This is a genomic window from Neisseria sp. P0024.S006 (assembly GCF_051956595.1).
In the GTDB taxonomy this organism is placed as follows: Bacteria; Pseudomonadota; Gammaproteobacteria; order Burkholderiales; family Neisseriaceae; genus Neisseria.
In genome coordinates, this window is record NZ_JBQCXH010000003.1 from 281,544 (window position 1) to 296,285 (window position 14,742).

General features: G+C 54.4%; 12 protein-coding genes. 5 read left to right on the forward strand and 7 right to left on the reverse strand.

Going from position 1 to position 14,742, the window contains the following annotated elements; translation table 11 throughout:
* Positions 1-14: 14 nt before the first annotated feature.
* Together ACTHUF_RS07410 and pgmB are read left to right on the forward strand one after the other, a co-directional pair.
* Entirely contained in the window at positions 15-2,273 is a 2,259-nt protein-coding gene (locus ACTHUF_RS07410; RefSeq protein WP_440407419.1) for a glycoside hydrolase family 65 protein, read from the forward strand.
* Positions 2,274-2,285: 12 nt separating this feature from the next.
* Entirely contained in the window at positions 2,286-2,951 is a 666-nt protein-coding gene (gene pgmB, locus ACTHUF_RS07415; RefSeq protein WP_049336215.1) for a beta-phosphoglucomutase, read from the forward strand.
* 161 nt (positions 2,952-3,112) lie between these two features.
* Here pgmB and nadB read toward each other — a convergent pair whose 3' ends face one another.
* Together nadB and nadA are read right to left on the reverse strand one after the other, a co-directional pair.
* Positions 3,113-4,621, reverse strand: a complete 1,509-nt coding sequence (nadB, locus tag ACTHUF_RS07420) for an L-aspartate oxidase (protein ID WP_004520497.1) — start codon at positions 4,619-4,621, stop codon at positions 3,113-3,115.
* A 51-nt stretch (positions 4,622-4,672) separates the two neighbouring features.
* Positions 4,673-5,785, reverse strand: a complete 1,113-nt coding sequence (gene nadA, locus ACTHUF_RS07425) for a quinolinate synthase NadA (protein WP_440407420.1) — start codon at positions 5,783-5,785, stop codon at positions 4,673-4,675.
* A 156-nt stretch (positions 5,786-5,941) separates the two neighbouring features.
* Between nadA and ACTHUF_RS07430 the strand changes: the two genes are divergently transcribed.
* Together ACTHUF_RS07430 and nadC are read left to right on the forward strand one after the other, a co-directional pair.
* The gene (locus tag ACTHUF_RS07430) at positions 5,942-6,880 is read left to right on the forward strand and encodes an NUDIX hydrolase (RefSeq protein WP_440407421.1); all 939 of its coding nucleotides are present in this window, start codon (positions 5,942-5,944) and stop codon (positions 6,878-6,880) included.
* A 73-nt stretch (positions 6,881-6,953) separates the two neighbouring features.
* Entirely contained in the window at positions 6,954-7,835 is an 882-nt protein-coding gene (gene nadC, locus ACTHUF_RS07435; RefSeq protein ID WP_440407422.1) for a carboxylating nicotinate-nucleotide diphosphorylase, read from the forward strand.
* Positions 7,836-7,899: 64 nt separating this feature from the next.
* Here the strand turns inward: nadC and murI are convergent, their stop codons facing one another.
* Positions 7,900-8,709: a glutamate racemase gene (gene murI / locus ACTHUF_RS07440; RefSeq protein ID WP_003747483.1), complete on the reverse strand. Its 810-nt coding sequence runs from the start codon at positions 8,707-8,709 to the stop codon at positions 7,900-7,902.
* Between the two features lie 60 nt (positions 8,710-8,769).
* Positions 8,770-9,999, reverse strand: a complete 1,230-nt coding sequence (locus ACTHUF_RS07445; RefSeq protein ID WP_440407423.1) for a multidrug effflux MFS transporter — start codon at positions 9,997-9,999, stop codon at positions 8,770-8,772.
* 241 nt (positions 10,000-10,240) lie between these two features.
* Here ACTHUF_RS07445 and ACTHUF_RS07450 point away from each other — a divergent pair, with 241 nt between their 5' ends.
* Positions 10,241-11,770: a helicase HerA-like domain-containing protein gene (locus ACTHUF_RS07450; RefSeq protein WP_440407424.1), complete on the forward strand. Its 1,530-nt coding sequence runs from the start codon at positions 10,241-10,243 to the stop codon at positions 11,768-11,770.
* Positions 11,771-11,838: 68 nt separating this feature from the next.
* On the opposite strand, the gene ACTHUF_RS07455 is transcribed toward ACTHUF_RS07450, so the two are convergent.
* The 3 genes from ACTHUF_RS07455 to ACTHUF_RS07465 form a co-directional block, all read right to left on the reverse strand.
* Positions 11,839-13,194, reverse strand: a complete 1,356-nt coding sequence (locus tag ACTHUF_RS07455; RefSeq protein WP_036493871.1) for a PFL family protein — start codon at positions 13,192-13,194, stop codon at positions 11,839-11,841.
* Between the two features lie 15 nt (positions 13,195-13,209).
* A complete protein-coding gene (locus ACTHUF_RS07460) occupies positions 13,210-13,482 on the reverse strand; it encodes an ACT domain-containing protein (protein WP_063076269.1) in 273 nt (90 codons plus the stop codon).
* A 107-nt stretch (positions 13,483-13,589) separates the two neighbouring features.
* Complete coding sequence (locus ACTHUF_RS07465; protein WP_314595638.1) at positions 13,590-14,729, reverse strand: polyamine ABC transporter substrate-binding protein; 1,140 nt, start codon at positions 14,727-14,729, stop codon at positions 13,590-13,592.
* Between the last annotated feature and the right edge of the window lie 13 nt (positions 14,730-14,742).

Genomic DNA, 14,742 nt, shown 5'->3' on the forward strand with positions numbered 1-14,742 from the left:
CAGGAGCTTCATAAATGTACACGAGAATCATGGAAGTCAGCCCTTGGACACTGCGTTCGACAAAACTGGAAAAAGAGCACAAACGGCTGCAAGAGAGCCTGACCAGCTTGGGCAACGGCTATATGGGCATGCGCGGCAACTTTGAAGAAACCTACTCCGCCGACAGCCACTTGGGTACCTACATCGCCGGCGTGTGGTTCCCCGACAAAACCCGCGTCGGTTGGTGGAAAAACGGCTATCCTAAATATTTCGGCAAAGCCATCAATGCGCTCAATTTCAGCAAAGTCAAAATCTTTGTCGACAATCAGGAAGTGGACTTGGCGAAAAACGACGTTGCCGACTTCTCCATCGAACTCGATATGCAGCACGGCGTGTTGCGCCGCTCGTTCACCGTATTCGGCGTGCGTTTCGATGTGTGCAAATTCCTGTCCGTCGCGCAAAAAGAGCTGGCGGTTATCCGCTGGGAAGCCGTATCCGTTGACGGCAAAACCCACCAAGTCCGCATCGATTCCATCATCGACGCCGATGTGAAAAACGAAGACTCCAACTATGAAGAAAAATTCTGGCAGGTATTGGACAAAGGCGTTTCAGACGGCCTCTCCTACATTGCCACCCAAACCGTCGCTAATCCCTTCGGCGTGGAACAATTCATCGTCAACGCCGAGCAAACCTTCGCCGGCAGCTTCAAAGCCCTTGGCGGCAGCCAAACCGACTGGCAGGTCTCCAATTCTTTTGAAGCTAAAGTCGGCAGCACGCCCGAAACCTTTGAAAAACGCGTGATTGTTACTACCAGCCGCGATTATCAGGGCTTGGAAGCAGTGAAAGCCGCAGGTCGCGCCTTGTCGGAAAAAATCGCAGGCGTTGCATTTGAAACCTTGCTGGACGCACACAAAGCAGGCTGGCTGCACCGTTGGGAAATCGCCGACGTGGTCATCGAAGGCAGCGACGAAGCGCAACAAGGCATCCGCTTCAACCTGTTCCAACTGTTCTCCACCTACTACGGCGAAGACGCGCGCCTGAATATCGGCCCCAAAGGTTTTACCGGCGAAAAATACGGCGGCGCGACCTATTGGGACACCGAAGCCTACGCCGTGCCGCTCTACCTCGCACTAGCGGAACCCGAAGTTACCCGCAACCTGCTGCAATACCGCCGCAACCAACTGCCGCAGGCGCAACACAACGCGCGCGAACAAGGCTTGGCAGGCGCACTCTATCCGATGGTGACGTTTACGGGCATCGAGTGCCACAACGAATGGGAAATCACCTTCGAGGAAATCCACCGCAACGGCGCGATTCCTTACGCCATCTACAACTACACCAACTACACCGGCGACGAAAGCTATCTTGCCAAAGAAGGCTTGGAAGTCTTGGTCGAAGTGTCCCGCTTCTGGGCGGACCGCGTCCACTTTTCCAAACGCAACGGCAAATACATGATTCACGGCGTAACCGGCCCGAACGAATACGAAAACAACATCAACAACAACTGGTACACCAACACCCTCGCTGCATGGGTATTGGATTACACCCACGAAGCCTTGGCGAAATACCCGCGTCCGGATTTGAACGTGAGTGCCGCCGAGCTGGAAAAATGGGCGGACATCAGCGCGAATATGTACCGTCCGCATGACGAAGAACTCGGCGTATTCGTCCAACACGACGGCTTCCTCGACAAAGACATCCGCCCCGTGTCCGCGCTTTCGCCCGACGATTTGCCGCTCAACCAGAAATGGTCGTGGGACAAAATCCTGCGTTCGCCCTTCATCAAACAGGCGGACGTATTGCAAGGCATCTACTTCTTCGGCGACCGTTTCAATATCGACGAAAAACGCCGCAACTTCGACTTCTACGAACCGATGACCGTTCATGAAAGCTCGTTGTCTCCATGTATCCACTCCATCCTCGCCGCCGAACTGGGCAAAGAAGAAAAAGCCGTGGAAATGTACCAGCGCACTGCCCGCCTGGACTTGGACAACTACAACAACGACACCGAAGACGGCCTGCACATTACTTCTATGACCGGCTCGTGGCTCGCCATCGTCCAAGGTTTCGCCCAAATGAAAACTTGGGGCGGCAAACTCAGCTTCGCACCGTTCCTGCCGAGCGCATGGACAGGCTACGCCTTCCATATCAACTACCGAGGCCGTCTGATTAAAGTCGCCGTCGGCAAAGAAAACGTCGTCTTCACCCTGCTCAAAGGCGAGCCGCTAGATTTGCAGGTGTACGGCAAAGACATCACGCTCAACGGCAGCCACACTGTCGCGTTGGAAAAATAAGGAGGGCACAAAATGACTTTTACCGCAGTCCTATTTGACCTCGACGGCGTCATTACCGACACCGCCGAATACCACTACCGCGCATGGAAAAAGCTTGCCGAAGAACTGGGCATCAGCATCGACCGCAAGTTTAACGAGCAGCTCAAAGGCGTATCGCGCGACGATTCGCTCAAACGCATCCTCGCGCACGGCGGCAAAACCGTCAGCGAAGTCGAGTTTGCCGAACTGACCCGCCGTAAAAACGACAACTACGTCGAGATGATTCAGGCAGTCAAACCCGAAGACGTATACCCCGGCATTTTGCCGCTGCTGGAAGCATTGAGAGCAAACGGCAAAAAAATCGCCCTCGCGTCCGCCAGTAAAAACGGTCCGTTTCTGCTGGAACGCATGGGGCTGACCCACTTCTTCGACGCCATTGCCGACCCTGCCGCCGTCGCGCATTCCAAACCCGCCCCCGACATCTTCCTCGCAGCAGCCGAGGGCGTAGGCGCGGACATCCGCCAATGCATTGGCATTGAAGACGCCGCCGCCGGCGTCGCCGCCATCAAAGCCGCCGGCGCATTGCCCATCGGCGTGGGCAAAGCCGAAGATTTGGGCAGCGACATCGCGCTGGTATCCGACACTGCCGACCTGACCTACGCCTACCTGCAAAACGTATGGGAACAATCAGACAGATAAAATATTAAGGAAGTAAAAGGCCGTCTAAAAAATATTTCAGACGGCCTTTCTGATTTTAGAACAGAATGATAACCCAACTTACGCAACCATAAAGACTGAATACCAACTTTTCAACCATGCTATTCAAATTTATTTGAACGACTTTCTATGACCTGCCAACCTTAACAATCACTATTAAAATGCGCGCCTATGTTCTGTCTCCGCCTGTATGCGGCTTGGGCGACAGCGAGGCTGCATTCGAGTAGGTTGCGGTTTTCGTATTCAGACGCGGTGTGCGGCTCGGCTTGGTTTTGCTTCCAAAGCCGCAGTTGGGCGATGGCGCGGCTCAGGCCGGTATCGTTGCGGAGGATGCCGAGATGGCGTTGGTTGAACGCTTGCAGGGCGGGACGGCTGAAGGTGTTTTGGAGGTCGTCTGAAAAGATACCTGCTTCAACAGAGGGGCTTTCAGACGACCTTTGGGACGGTACAGCTTGGAATGCTTGTCCGTCCGCGATGGTTTGGGCGGCAAGTCTGGCGGTAACGACGCATTCGAGTAGGGAGTTGCTGGCGAGGCGGTTGGCTCCGTGCAAGCCGGTGCAGGCTGTTTCACCTAAGGCGTAGAGCTGCGGCAGGGAGGTTCTGCCGCTGGGGTCGGTTTGGATGCCGCCGCAGGTATAGTGTTGCACGGGGCGGACGGGGATGGCTTGGCGCGTGATGTCCAAGCCGCATTGGGACAGGCAGTGCCGATGGATGGACGGGAAATGCTGGCGGACGAACGCTGCGGGTTGGCGGCTGATGTCGAGCGAGACGAAGTCTTGCGTTTGCTTGGCGATTTCGGCGGCGATGGCGCGGGCAACGATGTCACGCGGCGCGAGTTCGGCGCGGCGGTCGTAATGCGGCATAAACCGTTCGCCCGCTTGGTTGGTCAGGATGCCGCCTTCGCCGCGTACGGCTTCGGAAATCAGGAAGGTACGGCCGTTTTCAGACGACCTTGCCAAGCCTGTAGGGTGGAATTGGATAAATTCGAGGTTTTCGACTGCGCAACCTGCGCGTATCGCCATGGCGATGGCGTCGCCCGTGCATTCGGGCGGCGTGGTGGTGGCGGCGTAAATCTGTCCCAAGCCGCCGCCTGCGAGTACGGTATGGCTGGCACGGATGCTGTAGGTTTCTTGCGCTCGGCGGTCGAGGACGGTCAGTCCGCACGCTGCACCCGATTCGGTTTGGATGTCCAACGCCATCTGCCGCTCGCAAACGCGGATGCTCGGGCGGCGGCGTATTTGGGCAATCAGGCTCTGCATGACTGCTTCGCCCGTGTAGTCGGCGACGTGGGCGATTCGGCGGCAGGTGTGCCCGCCTTCGCGCGTCAGGTGCAAGTCATTATTATTTTGGTCGAATGCCACGCCCTGCGCCAGCAGCCATTCGATTGCCGGTTTGCCTTGCGACAGGATGGTGCGGACGGCAGCTTCGTCGCACAAACCTGCGCCCGCTTCCAAAGTATCGGCGACGTGTTTTTCGATGTCGTCCTCTCCCGACCACGCCGCCGCAATCCCGCCTTGCGCATGACGGCTGGCGGTGTCGTCCAGCCGGTTTTTGCACAAAATGACGATGCGGAACGATTCAGGCAGCGACAGGGCGAGCGTCAGTGCCGCCAGCCCGTTTCCGGCAATCAATACGTCGCAATCGGTTTGCATGGTGTTGTCCTTGTTTGAGAGGCCGTCTGAAACGGCAATATTGACAGCAAATCAGGCGGGTCCCATGCCGTTGAACACATCTTTTTTCTTCAGCCCTGCCGCGAAGTCGAGCATACGCTGCAAAGGCAGTTTGGCGGCTTCGCCCAGCTTTCTGTCCAACAGGATTTCGTTGTGCCCGCTCGTCAGGGCGTGTTTGATGCCGCCCAGCGAATTCATTGCCATCCACGGGCAGAACGCGCAGCTTTTGCAGCTTCCGCCGTTGCCCGCCGTCGGTGCGGCGATAAATTCTTTGTTGGGCGCCTGCTTTTGCATTTCGTGCAGGATGCCCAAATCGGTCGCCACGATGAATTTTTTTTCGGGGCGCGATACGGCGGCTTTCAGTAGTTTGCTGGTCGAGCCGACCACGTCGCCCAGCTCGATGACGCTTTGCGGCGATTCGGGATGAACCAGTACCACCGCGTCGGGGTGTTCCGCCTTCAACGCTGCCAATTCCTGCCCTTTGAATTCGTTGTGGACGATGCACGAACCCTGCCACAACAGCATATCCGCGCCCGTTTCGCGGCGGATATAGTCGCCGAGGTGGCGGTCGGGTCCCCAAATCAGCTTCTCGCCGCGCGATTTCAAATACGACACGATTTCCAACGCCACCGAAGACGTGACCACCCAGTCGGCACGCGCTTTCACGGCGGCGGAAGTGTTGGCGTACACTACGACTGTGCGGTCGGGGTGTTGGTCGCAAAACGCTGAAAACGCCTCTTCCGGGCAACCCAAATCCAAAGAACATTCCGCTTCCAAATCAGGCATCAGCACCGTTTTTTCAGGGCAGAGGATTTTCGCGCTCTCGCCCATGAAGCGTACGCCCGCCACCACCAATGTATCGGCTTCGTGTTCCGCACCGAAACGCGCCATCTCCAGCGAATCGCCCACGCATCCGCCCGTTTCCAATGCCAAATCCTGAATCAGCGGATCAACGTAATAATGCGCCACCAAGACCGCGTTTTTCTCTTTCAGCAAAGCCTTGATTTCATCTTTCAGACGACCTGCTGTTTCGCGGTCGGGCGTGTCGGCAACCTTAGCCCACGCCTGACGGATTTGGCAGGCGGAAGTCGGCGTCTGGATAAGGGGCATATCGTAGTCGAACGAGCGGCGGGCGGCGGTTTGCATGATGTTTCCTTATGGCTGTTTTTTCAGACGGCATAAAGGTTTGCCGTCTATATTTCAAATAGTTTTTATATTATGCTCAACTTGAGTATAATATGCAAGGTCGTCTGAAAACCGCTTTGGTTTACAATAAGGTTTTCTCTTAAATGAAAGCCACGCATGGATGCCTATCCTGAAACAGCAGCCAATACGCAAAGTATCGTCGAACTGGTTCCTATACTGATCGCCATTACAAACGGCAGCTTGAGGGTTTTGACCGTTGCCCAAGGAGCGCTGCTGCCCAACGGCCTGCTTGCACCGCTTCGCCACTCCCTGCAGGCAGGGGTCAGGATGTGGGTCGCCAAGCAGACATCTCAGCCCATGGGTTATGTAGAACAGCTTTACACCTTTGTCGATACGCGCCGTCAAAACGAGCAAGGCCTGCCTGTCTTGTACGTCAGCTATCTGGGGCTGGTGCGCGAGGCCGCCGACAGCATCCTGCACCCGGATGCGAAATGGCATGACTGCTACGGCTATTTCCCGTGGGAAGATTTGCGCACCGACGGTGGGCAGCGCGACGCCATCGTCAGCCGCCTGCGCATTTGGGCAAACTCGGCGGACACGGAGGAAGTGCGCCAAAAGCGGCTCAAGCGCATTCACTTGTGCTGGGGGGTCGAGCCGGAAAACTGGTCGGAAGAATACGTTTTGCAACGCTATGAAATGCTGTATGAAAGCGGTCTGATAGCGGAGGCCGCCGAGCCGCAGGCAAACTTCGATTTCGCACTCACGGGGCAGCCCATGCGCCACGACCACCGCCGCGTGCTGGCGACCGCCCTGTCCCGCCTGCGCGCCAAAATCAAATACCGCCCCGTGATTTTCGAACTGATGCCGCCCGAATTCACGCTGCTGCAACTGCAAAACAGCGTCGAAGCCATCAGCGGCAGATTGCTGCACAAACAAAACTTCCGCCGCCAGATTCAGCAGCAAAACCTCATCGAGCCGTCGGATACCGGCGTATCGGGCAGCAAAGGCCGTCCCGCGCAGCTTTACCGCTTCCGCGACGACGTCCTGCCCGACAGGCTGATTTCGGACATCGGACTGCCGCTGGGCAGCCGTTAGCCCGTTTTCAGACGGGCTCAAATGAAGTTTTACCCTCGCCGCAACACCAATATTTTTCAACAAAGGAAACCCCATGCCGTCTGAAAACACCCTCTTCCCCCTGCCCGACACCCTGTTGCGCCCCATGGTGGAACAAGCCTTGAGCGAAGATTTGGGCAGGCGCGGCGACATTACGTCCGCCGCCGTCATCGCCCCCGATAAAACTGCCAAACTTTTCCTCGTCAGCCGCGAAAACGGCGTTATCGCCGGCATGGACTTGGCGCGCCTCGCCTTTCAGACGATGGATCCGTGCGTCCGCTTCCAAGCCGAAATCCGAGACGGACAAGCCGTCCACGCAGGTCAGATGCTGGCCGCCGTCGAAGGCAACGCCCGCGCACTGCTCGCCGCCGAACGCACCGCGCTCAACTACCTCACGCACTTAAGCGGCATCGCCACCGCCACCGCGCGTGCCGTTGCCGAAGTCGCCGAATACGGTACAGACATCGTGTGCAGCCGCAAAACCATCCCCCTGCTGCGCATCCTGCAAAAATACGCCGTCAGGGCGGGCGGCGGCACAAACCACCGCATGGGTTTGGACGACGCCGTGCTCATCAAAGACAACCACCTCGCCTATTGCAGCAGCATCGCCCAAGCCGTGCAGCAGGCAAAACAGGCTGTCGGACCGTTGACCTGCGTGGAAATCGAAGTGGACACGTTGGCACAACTGGACGAAGCCATCGCAGCGGGCGCGGAACGGATTTTGCTGGACAACATGGACGACGAAACCCTGAAAGAAGCGGCAAACCGCTGCCACACGCAAACCGCCCACCCCCACACCATCTATTGCGAAGCATCGGGCGGCATCGGCTTCGACCGCCTGAAACGCGTAGCACAAACCGGCGTGAACGGCATCGCCCTCGGCTATCTGACCCACAGCAGCCGCTCGTTGGACATAGGCTTGGATTTCGTGGCTTAAGTTTGAGTTGGCTATAAAAAAGCAAAGGCCGTCTGAAATTTCAGACGGCCTTTAATATTACTCATCAACCCAATGTAACCATTTCAATTTGTTCCATACTTCTGCCCAAGAAGCGTTCGCCGATGGTGCGGAAGCGTAGTGGGATGTCACTGACGTAGAAGCGGTAATCCGGATTGTCGTTTTCCGTGTTTAGCAAACCTGCTTGCGCCAAGGCTTTGGCGGTGGCTTCGGCGGTGGTGATGGCGGAATCGACCAAGGTAACGTTTTGTGCTTCACGGCCGATAAGCGGTTTGAGCAGTGGGAAGTGGGTACAACCCAACACCAGTGTGTCGATGTCGTCAGCCAAAAGCGGCTTCAGGTATTCGCGCACGGTCAGGCGGGTAACTTCGTGATCGAGCCAGCCCTCTTCCACCAATGGCACAAGCAGGGGCGCGGCTTGCGTGCGCACCAGCGTGTCGTTGTTTTGCGAATGGATGGCGCGTGCGTAGGCATTGCTGTTGACGGTGGTATTGGTCGCGATAATGCCGATTCGGTTGTTTTTGGTGGTTTGCAAAGCGGCTTCCGCACCGGCGGAGATGACGTCCAATACGGGCATATTGCCTGCTTTTTGGCGGATTTTTTGTCCGGCAACGGCGGCAATGGTGTTGCACGCGATGACGAGTGCTTTAACATCGTTTTCCAGCAGGAAATCGACAATCTGCATAGCGAAGGTTTCGATGGTGGCGCGGGATTTGGTGCCGTAGGGAACGCGTGCGGTATCGCCAAAATAGATGATGTTTTCCATCGGCAGGCGTTCCATCAAGGCGCGGACGTTGGTCAAGCCGCCGACGCCGGAATCAAATACGCCGATGGGGCGTTGTTTGCTGGTACTCATGGTTAATTTCTTCAATATAGAGTTAAGGCCGTCTGAAACCGTTTTCAGACGGCCTGAAGGTTAAACATATTCTTTTTTATCGTTTTCCATCCAAGCCTGATGCGAGCAAACCCACAACAGTACGATACCGCACACGGTCGAACTCAACATCATACCGGCCATTACCAAGGCAGAACCATTATGCAGCCAAGTCGTGGCCATGCCGACCGATGCGCCGATGAGGGATTGGAACACGCCCAAAACGGCATTTGCGCTGCCGCCCTCTTCGCTGAAATAGCCCATAAAGCAGGCTTGAGTGTTCGCACCGACCAAGCCTTGCGTACCGACTGAAAACATCACGCACAGCACCAAAGCCCACAAAGGCGGCAAAGACAGCAACAACACCAAAACAGCCATCAGCAGATTGGCGACAAATTGGACGATAATGCCCCATTTGAGGATGTTTTGCGGATGCGTACCGGTTTTCAAACGCCATGCGGTAACGCGGTTAAACGACATCATGGTAATGATATTGAGCGCAAATATCCAAGCATATTGGTTTGGCGAAGCATGATACAGTTGTTGGTACACGAACGACGATTCGGTCAAAAAGGCAAACATCGAACCAAAACTGAAAGCTTGGAAAAACAAATAGCCCATCGCGGCACGCGTCCTCAAAACACGTTTAAACCTGCCGGCCACCACGCCGAACACGTCCATGCTGATTTTGCCTTTTTGGTGCGGCTTGGGCAGGAAATACCACATCAATCCCCAAAGCAGCAGCGAATAGCAGGCCAGAAAACCGAAAATCATGCGCCAGCCGCCCAAATTCTGCAAGCCCGCACCAATCATCGGCGCCATCAGCGGCACAACCATCAGAATAATGCCGATTAAAGCAAACATCTGTGCGGCTTTGCGTCCGGAATAATAATCGCGCACCATCGCGCCGGAAATCACCACGGTCATCCCCGCACCAAACGCCTGCACGGCACGCAAGTTCAGCAGCTGCTCGACATTATTCACCATCGTCAAACCGACAACGGCGGCAAAGTAAATGCTCAAGCCCACCAAGGCGACAGGTTTGCGGCCTTTAATATCCGAAATCGAACCGCCGACCACCTGACCAAACGCCACGCCAAACATAAAAAAGCTCAGGCTTTGCTCAATACGGTGGATGTCCGAACCCAGCGACTTCGCCATTTCGGGAATCGCAGGCAGATAAGCATCGACAGAAAACGGCATCAGCGCGACCAACATCGCCATCAGCACGGCCATGGTTTTTTCGCCCAAAGGGGCTTGTTGTGCAGTCATTCCGACTTTCGCTTTCGTAACAAATATTCAAAAAACAAAGAAAACAACCGCCTTGTCAGACGGTTGCGGATTGGATGGAATTATAGCAGATTTCAACCCTATCCAATCACTGCACAAAAACCTTTGCAAAACTTAAGGCCGTCTGAAACTTCGTTTGGTTGAATCCCCCCGCCGCAAACGTTAAAATGCTTGTTTTTTAAGACAACACATTGTTTCACATCACGGATTCTAAGGAATAATCATGACTACATTTCAAATTGCGCGTGCCGACGGGAAAACGCTCGAAATCCAAGGCAAAATGGCCAACCGCCACGGCTTGATCGCCGGTGCAACCGGTACGGGTAAAACCGTTACCCTGCGCCGCATGGCGGAAGCCTTCAGCAGCGAAGGCGTCCCTGTATTCTTGGTCGATGTCAAAGGCGATTTGTCGGGCATCGCGCAAGCCGGTGCCAACAGCGGCAAAGTGGGCGAACGCATCGCCGAGTTTGAATTGGGCGAGCAATGGCTGCAAAGTTTCCCCGTGCGCTTTTGGGATGTTTACGGCGAAACCGGTATTCCCGTACGCGTAACCGTTTCAGAAATGGGCCCTATGCTTTTGGCCCGTCTGATGAATCTGAACGACACGCAAGAAGGCCTGCTCAACCTCGTGTTCAAAGTTGCCGATGACAGAGGCTGGCACATTCTGGACTTGAAAGACCTGCGCAGCATGCTGAAACACGTTTCCGATCATGCTTCGGAATACCGCACACAATACGGCAACGTCTCCGCCGCCAGTATCGGTGCAATTCAACGCCAACTGCTGACTTTGGAAAACGAAGGTGCAGAAAAATTCTTCGGCGAACCTTCCCTCAACCTGCAAGACTGGATGCAAACCGACAACGGCAAAGGCATCATCAACATCCTCAACTCCGAAAAACTGATGCGCTCGCCGCGTATGTACAGCGCGTTTTTGCTGTGGATGTTGGCAGAATTGTTTGAAACCCTGCCAGAAGTCGGCGATTTGGATAAACCAAAATTCGTGATGTTCTTCGACGAAGCGCATTTGATGTTCGACAATGCCGCCAATGCACTGGTCGAACAAATCGAACAAGTCGTGCGCCTGATCCGCTCCAAAGGCGTGGGCGTATATTTCGTCACCCAAAACCCGCTCGACTTGCCCGATACCATCCTCGGCCAACTGGGTAACCGCGTACAACACGCCCTGCGCGCCTTCACGCCGCGCGACCAAAAAGCAGTCAAAGCCGCTGCCGAAACCTTCCGCAGCAACCCAAACATCAAAGTTGCCGAAGCGATTGCCGAACTGGGCGTCGGCGAAGCCCTCGTTTCCTTCCTTGATGAAAAAGGTATGCCCGAGCCGGTAGAACGCGCCCTCATTCTGCCGCCGCAATCCGCCCTGACCCCGCTTGCCGCAGAAGAGCGCAACCGTTTGTTCCAAAACGATGATTTGTATCCGACCTACAAAGACATGGTGGACAACTACTCCGCTTTTGAAGCATTGGCCGAAGCAGACAGCCAGGCTGCCGCTGAAAAAGAAGCCGCAAATACCGCCAAAGAGCAGGAAAAAGCACAAAAAGCCGCAGAAAAAGAAGCTGCCAATGCTGATCCTGGCATCCTCGGTGGACTGATCGGCGGCTTGAGCGGCGGACGCAAAAAATCTGGCCAAGGTTTGGGCTACAACGTTGCCGACGCCATCGGCAGCCAAATCAACCGCCAAGTAACCAACGCCATTTCCCGCAGCGTAATGGGCATTATTAAAAATATGTTCAAATAATCAGCCTGCAAACATAAAAGGCCGTCTGAAAATCAATTTCAGACGGCCTTTTTTATTTATCAATCCAATCAGTTTTTCATTGATTGAACCGGAGCCGGGATTCTGCCGCCTCGGTTGACGAATACTTCGCATGAGCCTTCTTTAACCGGCATTACAGGCGCGTAGCCCAACAAGCCGCCGAACTCGACGCTGTCGCCGACGGTCTTGCCGGTTACCGGAATAATGCGCACGGCAGTGGTTTTGCTGTTGATCATACCAATAGCGGCTTCGTCGGCGATGATGCCGGAAATGGTATGAGCAGGCGTATCGCCGGGCACGGCAATCATGTCCAAACCAACGGAGCAGACGGCAGTCATGGCTTCGAGTTTATCCAGCGTCAGCACACCGGCTTCGGCAGCCGCAATCATGCCCTCGTCTTCTGAAACGGGGATAAATGCGCCGCTCAAACCGCCGACCGCACTGGAAGCCATCATGCCGCCTTTTTTCACAGCATCATTCAGCAATGCCAAAGCCGCTGTCGTGCCATGTGTACCGCAGACGCTCAAGCCCATTTCTTCAAGAATGCGCGCCACCGAGTCGCCGACGGCAGGGGTTGGTGCCAACGACAAGTCGAGAATACCAAACGGGATGTTCAGCATTTTTGAGGCTTCGCGGCCGATGAGTTCGCCCACACGGGTAATTTTGAAAGCGGTTTTCTTCACTACTTCCGCAACTTCGGTCAATGTCGTTGCATCTGAATTTTCCAACGCGGCTTTTACGACACCCGGGCCGGACACGCCGACATTGATAACGGCATCCGCTTCGCCCGAACCGTGAAACGCACCCGCCATAAACGGGTTGTCTTCCACTGCATTGCAGAACACGACGATTTTGGCGCAGCCGAAACCTTCGGGCGTGATTTCAGCCGTGCGTTTGATGGTTTCGCCTGCTAGCTTGACCGCATCCATATTGATACCGGCGCGCGTGCTGCCGATATTGATGGAGCTACACACGATATCGGTAGTCTTCATCGCTTCGGGAATGGAACGGATCAGCACTTCGTCCGAAGGCGACATGCCTTTTTGCACCAGCGCAGAGAAGCCGCCAATAAACGACACGCCGATGGCTTTGGCAGCTTTATCTAAAGTTTGCGCCACGCTGACATAGGAATCGGCATGGGTGGCCGCGGCGATTTGGGCAATCGGCGTGACGGAAATGCGCTGATTCACAATCGGCACGCCGTATTTGGCAGACAAATATTTTGCCGTCGCCACCAAGTCTTTGCCGACCGTGGTGATTTTATTGTAAATATTTTGGTTCAACACATTGATATCGCTGCTGATACAGTCGTGCAGATCAATGCCGATGGTAATGGTACGGACATCAAAATTCTGGTCGGCCACCATTTTGACGGTTTCTAAAATCTCGCCGGATTGAATACTCATGGCTCTCCCTCCGACTTAAATACGGTGCATGGCTTGGAAAATTTCTTCGTTTTGCATACGGATATCAAGCGCGAGTTTTTTGCTCTCTTCCGCAAACAAATCCAAAACCTCTTGACGTGATTTGGTGCATTTTGAAGTGTCCACCAAAATAATCATGGTAAAAAAATCGTCCATCAGCTGTTGGCTGATGTTGAGAATATTAATTTGGTTTTCCGCTAAAATTTTGGAAACGTCGTACACAATGCCCACGCGGTCTTTACCGATGACGGTGATGACTGAATTGCTCATAACGCTGTTTCTCCTTATAGAATATTTGAAAAGTGTTGACAATTATAACACTCAGGCCGTCTGAAAAACTGTTTCAGACGGCCTGAGTATTCAAATTTCAATGTTCATTATCGCCCTGCTTTCAAAGCCTGCCACAAGCGAACGCTGAGTTTGCTTGCATCGGTTGATTTGGGAGAGACGATGAAACTTTTTTCCATCAATTCTTTGCTTGGGAAAATCGATTCGTCAGAGGTGTATTTTTCATCCATCAAATCCCGCGCCGGACGGCTGGCCGGAGCATAAGTTACATAGTTGCCGTTTTTGGCCGCTGTTTCCGGGTTGAGCGTGTGATTGATGTATTTGTGTGCATTGGCCACGTTTTGCGCATCACGCGGAATCATCAGCGAATCCACCCAAATACCGACGCCATTTTTCGGCGCTAATACTTCGACTTCGACGCCGTTTCCGGCTTCTTTGGCACGGGTTTTGGCAATATTGAGGTCGCCGCCGTAGCCTACCGATACGCAAAGGTTGCCGGCAGCCATATCGTCGATATAGCCGGACGAGGTAAAGCGTTTGATGTCGGGACGCACTTTTTTCATCATATCGACGGCGGCTTTGATGTCGTCAGGGTTTTCGCTGTTCGGGTCTTTGCCCAAATAATGCAAAGCCAAAGGAATCTGCTCGATGGCGCTGTCGAAATAGCTGATGCCGCAGGATTTCAGTTTTCGGGTGTATTCAGGGTTGAACACCAAATCCCATTCGTTTTCAGGCAGCTTGTCCGTACCCAAAGCTTTTTGAACCTGCTGCTTGTTAATCGCCAGCGTATTGATGCCCCAGAAATAAGGGACGGCATATTCGTTGCCCGGATCGACGGTTTCCATCATTTTCAACAAATCGGGATCGATATTGGCGTAATCGGGAATTTGCGATTTGTCGATTTTTTGATATGCGCCGGCTTTAATCTGGCGGCCGACATTGGCAATAGACGGCGCAACCAGATCATAACCCGACTTGCCGGTCAGCAGCTTGGCTTCCAGCGCTTCGTTGCTGTCGTAGTAATCGTAGCGGACGTTGATATGCGTTTTGTTTTCAAATGCAGACAGCGTGGCCGGATCGACATAATCCGACCAGTTGTAGATATTGAGTTTATCGGTTTGGGAAGAGGAAGTTTGAGAGGCGGAAGATTCTGCGGCGGTTCCTTGTCCGCCGCTGCACGCAGTCAAGACGAGGCTCACGATTGCCGCCGCCATCAAAGATTTTTTCATGGTTTCAGACCTT

Coding starts and splice junctions, on each gene's coding strand:
- ACTHUF_RS07410 (WP_440407419.1), top strand. CDS start 15: ATGTACACGAGAATCATGGAAGTCAGCCCTTGGACACTGCGTTCGACA.
- pgmB (WP_049336215.1), top strand. CDS start 2,286: ATGACTTTTACCGCAGTCCTATTTGACCTCGACGGCGTCATTACCGAC.
- nadB (WP_004520497.1), bottom strand. CDS start 4,621: ATGCAAACCGATTGCGACGTATTGATTGCCGGAAACGGGCTGGCGGCA.
- nadA (WP_440407420.1), bottom strand. CDS start 5,785: ATGCAAACCGCCGCCCGCCGCTCGTTCGACTACGATATGCCCCTTATC.
- ACTHUF_RS07430 (WP_440407421.1), top strand. CDS start 5,942: ATGGATGCCTATCCTGAAACAGCAGCCAATACGCAAAGTATCGTCGAA.
- nadC (WP_440407422.1), top strand. CDS start 6,954: ATGCCGTCTGAAAACACCCTCTTCCCCCTGCCCGACACCCTGTTGCGC.
- murI (WP_003747483.1), bottom strand. CDS start 8,709: ATGAGTACCAGCAAACAACGCCCCATCGGCGTATTTGATTCCGGCGTC.
- ACTHUF_RS07445 (WP_440407423.1), bottom strand. CDS start 9,999: ATGACTGCACAACAAGCCCCTTTGGGCGAAAAAACCATGGCCGTGCTG.
- ACTHUF_RS07450 (WP_440407424.1), top strand. CDS start 10,241: ATGACTACATTTCAAATTGCGCGTGCCGACGGGAAAACGCTCGAAATC.
- ACTHUF_RS07455 (WP_036493871.1), bottom strand. CDS start 13,194: ATGAGTATTCAATCCGGCGAGATTTTAGAAACCGTCAAAATGGTGGCC.
- ACTHUF_RS07460 (WP_063076269.1), bottom strand. CDS start 13,482: ATGAGCAATTCAGTCATCACCGTCATCGGTAAAGACCGCGTGGGCATT.
- ACTHUF_RS07465 (WP_314595638.1), bottom strand. CDS start 14,729: ATGAAAAAATCTTTGATGGCGGCGGCAATCGTGAGCCTCGTCTTGACT.